The 7,529-nt window shown below is 73.0% G+C and carries 9 protein-coding genes; 3 read left to right on the forward strand and 6 right to left on the reverse strand.

Annotation, left to right across the window (positions count from 1 at the left end; genetic code table 11):
- Positions 1-36 precede the first annotated feature (36 nt).
- The 5 genes from MHY85_RS05695 to MHY85_RS05715 all read right to left on the reverse strand — a co-directional run bounded on the left by MHY85_RS05695 (position 37) and on the right by MHY85_RS05715 (position 3,763).
- The gene (locus MHY85_RS05695; protein WP_239194033.1) at positions 37-1,137 is read right to left on the reverse strand and encodes an FtsX-like permease family protein; all 1,101 of its coding nucleotides are present in this window, start codon (positions 1,135-1,137) and stop codon (positions 37-39) included.
- Positions 1,134-1,796 carry an ABC transporter ATP-binding protein gene (locus MHY85_RS05700; RefSeq protein WP_239194049.1) on the reverse strand — a complete coding sequence of 221 codons (663 nt, stop codon included), beginning with the start codon at positions 1,794-1,796 and terminating at the stop codon, positions 1,134-1,136. Before MHY85_RS05700 ends, MHY85_RS05695 begins: the two co-directional genes overlap by 4 nt.
- Positions 1,796-2,866, reverse strand: coding sequence for a peptidoglycan-binding protein (locus MHY85_RS05705; protein WP_239194035.1), 1,071 nt, complete (start codon positions 2,864-2,866; stop codon positions 1,796-1,798). Before MHY85_RS05705 ends, MHY85_RS05700 begins: the two co-directional genes overlap by 1 nt.
- Before the next feature lie 47 nt (positions 2,867-2,913).
- Positions 2,914-3,321 (reverse strand): hypothetical protein, encoded by a 408-nt coding sequence (locus tag MHY85_RS05710; RefSeq protein ID WP_239194037.1) that lies wholly within the window; start codon positions 3,319-3,321, stop codon positions 2,914-2,916.
- Between the two features lie 121 nt (positions 3,322-3,442).
- Positions 3,443-3,763 carry a hypothetical protein gene (locus MHY85_RS05715; RefSeq protein ID WP_239194039.1) on the reverse strand — a complete coding sequence of 107 codons (321 nt, stop codon included), beginning with the start codon at positions 3,761-3,763 and terminating at the stop codon, positions 3,443-3,445.
- A 402-nt stretch (positions 3,764-4,165) separates the two neighbouring features.
- Between MHY85_RS05715 and MHY85_RS05720 the strand changes: the two genes are divergently transcribed.
- The 3 genes from MHY85_RS05720 to MHY85_RS05730 all read left to right on the forward strand — a co-directional run bounded on the left by MHY85_RS05720 (position 4,166) and on the right by MHY85_RS05730 (position 7,271).
- A complete protein-coding gene (locus tag MHY85_RS05720) occupies positions 4,166-5,158 on the forward strand; it encodes a LacI family DNA-binding transcriptional regulator (RefSeq protein WP_239194041.1) in 993 nt (330 codons plus the stop codon).
- Between the two features lie 110 nt (positions 5,159-5,268).
- Positions 5,269-6,786 carry an alpha-N-arabinofuranosidase gene (locus MHY85_RS05725; protein WP_239194043.1) on the forward strand — a complete coding sequence of 506 codons (1,518 nt, stop codon included), beginning with the start codon at positions 5,269-5,271 and terminating at the stop codon, positions 6,784-6,786.
- A 110-nt stretch (positions 6,787-6,896) separates the two neighbouring features.
- A complete protein-coding gene (locus MHY85_RS05730; RefSeq protein ID WP_239194045.1) occupies positions 6,897-7,271 on the forward strand; it encodes a hypothetical protein in 375 nt (124 codons plus the stop codon).
- A 29-nt stretch (positions 7,272-7,300) separates the two neighbouring features.
- On the opposite strand, the gene MHY85_RS05735 is transcribed toward MHY85_RS05730, so the two are convergent.
- Positions 7,301-7,453 carry a hypothetical protein gene (locus tag MHY85_RS05735; protein ID WP_218704816.1) on the reverse strand — a complete coding sequence of 51 codons (153 nt, stop codon included), beginning with the start codon at positions 7,451-7,453 and terminating at the stop codon, positions 7,301-7,303.
- Positions 7,454-7,529 lie beyond the last annotated feature (76 nt).

Below are 7,529 nucleotides of genomic sequence, written 5' to 3' on the forward strand. Positions count from 1 at the left end.
CCCCTGACGTCGCGACGGACCCGATCCCGAGTCCGGCTAGGGGACCCGGAGGACCCGGACCGGGTCCCTGCTGGCCGCGGCGATGGCCGGGGCGACCGCCGCGGCCACGGCCACGAGCGTCGCGTCCACCACGAGCGCACCCGCGAACGTCCAGGAGTTCCGGAAGTCGTGGGCCGCCTGGTTCCACAGCTGAGCGGAGAGCGCGCCCACTGACGCGCCGAGGACCACGGGCACCACCACCTCGATCACGAACCCGGTGACGACGGCTGACCGGGACGCCCCGAGTGCGCGCCACCTGCCGACGTCACGTCGGCGACTTCCGACGACCATGATCGCGACGATGAGGATCAGCAGACCCGACGTCGCCAGGATGAGCGTCGTCGACCTGCGCGCCGCCGACCCGAGCTCTCCGCTGATCACCCGCTCGAGGTCGGCCGCCGCACTGGGCTTCTCGATGCGGATGAGATCGGGATCGCTCGCGACCACGCCGGCGCGCATCGCGTCCGCGAGGACGTCGATCTGGCCGATCGCCGGAGCGAGGCCGTACAGGTACCGGAGCTGCCGCTCGCCTTCCGCAGAGTCCGGCACGGCGAGCGCGACGTCGTTGAGACGGTCGAACGGGCCCTCGGCCCGGAACACCCCGACGACCGGGATGTCGACCCCGCCGGCGCTCAGCGCGCCGATCCCGTCCAGGAGCCCCGCGTCGCGCGCCGCGCGTTCACCCAGGACTGCTTCTCCTTCACGAGGCAGTCGTCCCGCAGCCGGCACGACCACGTCCTCGAACGCTCCGAACACCGCCCGCACCCCGACGGTCGCCCGGGCCAGCTCGTGGTCCACGTGGTGGTCGACAGCCTCCCCCAGCCCGATGAACCACTCCGCGGCATCGGTCCGGGAGAGGCTGTCGACGCTCGCCATCCGGATCCCGGCGGCGCCGTCGTGGTCGTAGGCGACCACGACCCGGGCACCTCGCTCGTCGAGCGAACCGATCACCGCGGCCTCGGTGGCGTACGAGTTGCCGGTCGTCAGGAGGACCGCGGCGGTGGCCAGTGCCGCGATGAGTGCGAGCGCCCCCGTGGTCAGGAGGTGCCGCCCCGTCGAGCGCAGCGCCTCGCCGACGAGGGCACGAGTGCGGATCACGCGGGATCCTCCGCGCGCGTGGTCAGGCCGACCGCGCCGTCGCACCTCTCGACGACCAGCGGATCGTGGGTCGCCACCACGACGGTCGCGCCCCGCGCCGCGTGGGCACGCAGAGCGTGGAGCACGACGTCCGCCGTCGAGCGGTCCAGGTTGCCGGTCGGTTCGTCCGCGAACACGACCTGCGGGTCGCCCAGGAGCGCACGGCACAACGCCACCCGCTGCGCCTGCCCACCGGACACCTCGCCCGGCCGATGACCACGGCGATGATCCACCCCGAAGCGCTCCAGGAGGTCGTTGGCCCGAGCGACGAGCGACCGGCGGGGAAGCCCCGAGAACAGGCCGCCCTCGAGCACGTTCGACAGCACCGTCTGCGCAGGGTCGAGCATGGCGTCCTGGAAGACGAACCCCGCTCGGGTCCCTCGGAGGAGGGCGCGTTCCGCGTCCGGGAGGTCGCCCACGGCCCGCCCGTCCCACTCGACGGTTCCCGCCGTCGGTCGCAGCATGAGCGCCAGCAGGTAGAGGAGCGTCGACTTCCCACTCCCTGAGGGTCCCGTCAACGCCGTCACCGATCCGGGAGCGAACGCGCCCGTCCAGTCGTCGATCGTCCGCTCCGCCCCGCGCCGGTACGCGAACTGGAGGCCACGCGCCGCGAGGTGCATCACGCACCGCCCCCGGGCCGGTCGTCGTGGACATGGTCCGCGACCAGCACCACCTCGTCACCGATCTGCAGGCCCTCGACCACCGCCATCCCGTCCGCCGATGCCAGGACGACGACGCGTACCTGGCGACCCGCGGTGAGCGTGACGACGTGGTCACCGGTCCCGGTACGACCGATCGCGGCGACGGGCACCACCGGGCCGACCGTCTCGGGGACGATCGTGAAGTCGGCCTGGAACACCGACGCGCCCCCGGACGCCGGCGGTGTCATGGTGTCGCACTCGGCTCCGCACACGGGACCGCCGTCCGCACCCGCGAGCGTGAGGACGAGCGTGGACTCGACCTGCTCCGCGGAACCGATCAGTCCGGCCCACGCGTGACCGGCACCGGAGACGGTCACAGGTCCGTCCGTGGGCACGACCGCCGCCTGGTCCGCCGCGAGAGTCACCGTGAACGAAGGGACCGACGCGGTCGCGCCGACCACTGCGACACCCGGACCGGTCAGATCTCCGGGCGAGGCACCTCCTGTCGACACCCGTACGGGGAGCCCGGGCGAGAAGATCACGTCTCCCGCCCGAACGAGGCCGTCGGGGTCGACTCCGAGCGAGCGCTGCCACCGCTTGACGGCCTGGCGGGTGGTCGCGTCGAACGTGGTCGAGGAGCGGGACGAGCGGAGGTGGCCGACACTCTGCAGGTACGCCCTGAGCTGGGCGACATCCGGTCCCTGGGACCCGAGCAGGAGGTCCCGGAACATGGGGACCTCTCCGTCGACGAGCACGACGGGCCGGAGGTCGACGGTGTAGAGGACGGTCCCAGAACCCACCAGCTCCCCGTGCGTCACGTCGACGGATGTCAGCACCCCCTCCGCCAGTCCGGCGGGGAGGTCGACGGCCGGCCACACGGCCGTCGCCGGGAACCGGAGCGACCGGCTGACCGATCCCTCGCCGACCGTGTACGAGGCAGGAGTGGGGTCGGGCGCCGGAGCACGAGGCGGGGCGACCGTCGCGCGCCCGGCCAGGACTCCCGCCACGAGGGTGATCGCGACAGCCGACGACCACAGGAGCGCCGTCACGCCCTTCCGGCGCCTCGGCGCTCCTGCGGTCGCCCTGGTCGTCGGGGTCACAGGCTGTCCATGCCCGGGTCCGGGCACCTGCGCTTGAGCTGGACCATGGCGTCTCCGTCGATCACGAGCTGGTCGTACGGTGTCCACGTCCCGCCCGAGTCCACGTAGGCGTCCCGGGACGGGACGTCGCGGACCACGTACCCCTCGTGCTCGAGGCACGCGACGACGTCGAGCTGCCGGTCGTGGAGCTCGCCGAGCTCCCCCGGCCCCGGCCGCCACCCGTCGAGGTCGCCCAGGGCATCAGCGGTGCACTGCCTCAGCGCCGACGCGAACGCGCTGACGTCGGTACCTTCCGGGGCGAGGAACTGCCCGTCTCCCTGCACGGTGAACACGTAGCCGGCGCTCTCGAGACACGAGGACTGCTTGGCGATCAGCTCGTCGTTCGCCTGCACCTGGGCCGCCATCCACCCCGGCGGGGAGTACGGCGCCGAGGCGGGCCCGGTTTCCGGCGATCCGACCGAGCAGCTCCCGAGGACCGTCGAGAGCGCAGCGAGGCCGATCGCCGTCGTCCAGCGGCGCACCCGCTCAGCCGCCGTGGCAGTAGCCGAACGAGGATGCCGTGTTGAGGATGCTCTGCGACTCCACGCTCCAGGCGCCGCCGCCCGAGGCCGTCCCGTTGATCCGGTAGGTCTTGTTCGTCCACGTACCCCAGTCGTACGCGAACGACGGGCCTCCGGGTGCTCGGCCGGCGACGTCTCGCTCGGCGCTGGCCTGCACGCCGCCCTTCTGGAAGATCTCGCACGAGACCGTTCCCGACTTCGACGCCGGCGCTGCCGAGGCCGGTCCCGCCGCCAGGCCGACGGCCATGACCGCCGCGAGCGCTGCACTGCTCACAATTCTGCGCATTGCACTTCCCCTGCTAGAGAAAGCCCCCCTGCTCGTGAGCAGGCCTCACGGCCTCCCAGGGCAGCCATCGTGGTGGTCCTGTTCGGGGCGAGGAAAGGGGGACGAGTCGGGGATATCTCACTTTTCTCCGCCGGGCGAGGCCTGCTATGGCGATTCGCTGCCCTACCCGAGATCCGCAGGGGTCGCGCTCCCGCCGAGCACCGGGTCCAGGTGGTGTCGTCCCAGATCTGACCCGCGAGCGCGGCACGTCGCCGACGTCCTCGTTCGACGCTCAACGGGTGCGTCCGCGACGCAGGTACGATCGGCGCGCACCGGCCGGCCACCGGACGGTTCCACGACCGCGCGGGCCACGAGGGTGCGGCCTGGTCGAGCCGCACGTCCACCACGACGAGGAGGCGCCCGATGGCACGCGTCCGGCTCGCCGACGTCGCCGAGCGCGTGGGCGTCAGCACCAAGACGGTGTCCAACGTCGTCAACGGCACCGGCTGGGTCAGCGCGCCGGTGCGCGAGCGGGTCCTCGCGGTCATCGCCGAGCTCGGCTACCGCCCGAACCTCGCCGCCCGGCAGCTGCGCAGCGGTCGGAGCGGGCTCATCGCCCTGTGCGTGCCGAGCCTGCGCGAGCCGTACTTCGCCGAGTTCGCCTCCGAGTTCGTGTCCGCCGCGGAGGCCCGCGGCGCGACGGTGCTGGTCACCCAGTCGAAGGGCACCCGCGACGTCGAGCTGTCGATGCTCGAGTCCGAGGACCTGCCCGCGATCGACGGCCTGGTGTTCAGCCCGCTGCGGCTCACCCGGGACGACATGGCAGCACGCCGGAGCACCGTCCCGCTCGTCCTCATCGGCGAGCACGGCGAGGGCCTGGCGTCGGACACCGTCCCGCACGTCGGCCCGGACAACGCCGCGGCGGCCGAGGCCGCGACGCGGCACCTGATCGAGCAGGGCCGGACGCGGATCGCAGCGGTCGGGTTCCAGCCCGGCGACGGGGGCTCGACCGGCCACGTGCGGTTCGAGGGCTACCGGCGCGCGCTCGCCGCCGCGGGGATCCCGCTGGACCCGGCGCTGCTGGTCGAGGTCGACGCGTACAACCGCGCCGAGGGGTCCGCCGCCGTCGAGCAGCTGCTGGCGGACGGCGTCGACTTCGACGGGGTGTTCTGCTTCAACGACTCGCTGGCGTTCGGGGCGCTGTACACGCTCGGGGTGCACCGGGTCCCGGTGCCGGAGAAGGTCGCGGTCGTCGGGTACGACAACATCGAGGAGGGCGGGTTCCTGGTCCCGCCGCTCACGACGATCGACCCCGGCCTGGCGACGTCGACCGGGCTGATCCTGGACCTGCTCGTCGGCGAGCGCCGCGGCGAGGGCGGCCACATCGGCACGCCGTTCCACCTCGTCGAGCGCTGACGTCCCACCCGCTCGTCTCGGGACGCACGAGGCTCAGTTCAACGATGGACTACAGTGGGCGTCGCCGCCGTAGTTCAACGCTGAACGCACCTCGACGAAGGGTCTCCCCCATGCACTCCGCCACCGTCGTCATCGACCCCGCCTTCACGGTCGCCCCGGTCCGCCGCGGCACCTTCGGCACGTTCGTCGAGCACCTGGGTCGGTGCGTCTACACGGGCATCTTCGAGCCCGGCCACCCCACCGCCGACGCCGACGGGTTCCGCGGCGACGTGCTCGCCCTCGCCCGCGAGATGGGCATCTCGACCGTGCGCTACCCGGGCGGCAACTTCGTGTCGGGATACAACTGGGAGGACGGCGTCGGGCCGGTCGAGGACCGCCCGGAGCGGCTCGACCTCGCGTGGCACTCGACCGAGACGAACGCCTTCGGGCTGCACGAGTTCATGGCCTGGACCAAGGCCGCCGGCGCCGAGCCGATGATGGCCGTCAACCTCGGCACCCGCGGGCTGCCCGAGGCGCTCGAGCTGCTGGAGTACGCGAACCAGCGCCGCGGCTCCGCCCGCGCCGAGCAGCGCCGCGCCAACGGTGCCGACGAGCCGTTCGGCATCTCGTTCTGGTGCCTCGGCAACGAGATGGACGGCCCCTGGCAGCTCGGCCACAAGACCGCCCGCGAGTACGGCCGCCTCGCCGCGGAGACCGGCCGCGGCATGCGGCAGATGTTCCCCGACCTGACGCTGGTCGCCTGCGGGTCGTCTGGCTCGGGCATGCCGACGTTCGGCACCTGGGAGCGCGAGGTGCTCGAGGAGTGCTACGACCAGGTCGACCTCATCTCGGCGCACGCGTACTACCACGAGCAGGACGGCGACCTCGGCTCGTTCCTCGCGTCGGCGCAGGACATGGACCACTTCGTGGCGACCGTCGCGGCGACGGCGGACGCGGTGGGCGCGGCGCGCAAGACCGACAAGCGGATCAACATCTCGTTCGACGAGTGGAACGTCTGGTACCACGAGAACGACGACAAGCTCCCCAAGGGCGAGGACTGGCCGATCGCCCCGCGGCTCGAGGAGGACGTCTACACCGTCGCCGACGCGGTGGTCGTCGGGAACCTGCTCATCTCGCTGCTGCGGAACTCGGACCGGGTGCACTCCGCGAGCCAGGCGCAGCTCGTCAACGCGCTCGCGCCGATCATGACCGAGCCGGGCGGCCCGGCCTGGCGGCAGACGACGTTCCACCCGTTCGCGCTGACCTCGAAGTACGCGCGGGGTGAGGTGCTGCGGGTGGCCGTGGACGCGCCGACGTACGCCAACGCGCGGTTCGGGGAGTCGGCGCTGGTGGACGCGGTGGCGACGTACGACGCGTCGACCGGGGACGTGGCGCTGTTCGCGGTGAACCGGGCCATCGACGCGCCGACCACGCTGCGGGTCGACCTGCGGGGCGTCGGGGCGGTCGAGGTCGTGGAGGCGCTGACCTACGCGCACGACGACGTCCACTGGCGCGCGACGAAGGAGGACGCAGAGACGGTCCTGCCGCAGCCGAACGCGAGCGCCGCCCTCGGCGAGGACGGCGTGCTGACCGTCGAGCTGCCGGCGGTGTCCTGGTCGGTCCTGCGCCTGCGCGGCGCGGGCGCCTGACGGCCGCCTCGGCTCTCCCGCCGACGGTTTCCGGCCCGGCCCACGCCGATCTCGTGCGGCCGGGCCGGAAACCGTAGGAGACCGCGCGACCCCGCGGCTAGCCTGGCGCGATGCTGCCCGCGGACTGGATCGAGCACCGGCGCGCCGACGACCGCGAGCTGCTGGGCTGGATCCGCCCGGCGGGCGAGGAGTTCGTCGCGGTCGACCGGCTCGGGCGCGACGTCACCGGCACCGGCGACTGGCTCGCCGCCGAGGCGGCCCTCGACGAGCGCGGCCTGCGGTGGCTCGCCGAGCGGTGGTCGCTGACCCTCGACGACGGCACCGAGCAGCGCGTGCGGTTCGCGGAGGTCAGCCCGGAGCAGGTGGTGGTCGTCGCGGAGCAGTGGGGCGCCGTGCTCCCGGGAGCGCCGACCTGGACGCTGCCGTTCCCGGCGCCGGACACGCTGCGCCCGTTCGAGGGCGACGCGCACGTGTACGACGCCTGACCTCGCGGGCGCAGCGCCCCGTCGGCCCGTCAGGCGCGGCCGGTGGCCCCGCCCCGCTTCGTGACCCGGCCCAGCAGCTCCTTGGCCTTGCGCTGGTTCTCGGGCTTGGACATCTCCCGGATCGCGACCTGCGCCGCCTTGGCCACGACCGCGCTCTTCAGCAGCTTGCCGACGTATCCCATGTCGTGCCTCCGATCGTTCGAGGAGCGGCGACCGTAACCCGCCCCGCGCCCGAGCGCCCGGCGAGCAGCCCGCACC

Source organism: Cellulomonas sp. ACRRI, assembly GCF_022346185.1.
Lineage (GTDB): Bacteria > Actinomycetota > Actinomycetes > Actinomycetales > Cellulomonadaceae > Cellulomonas.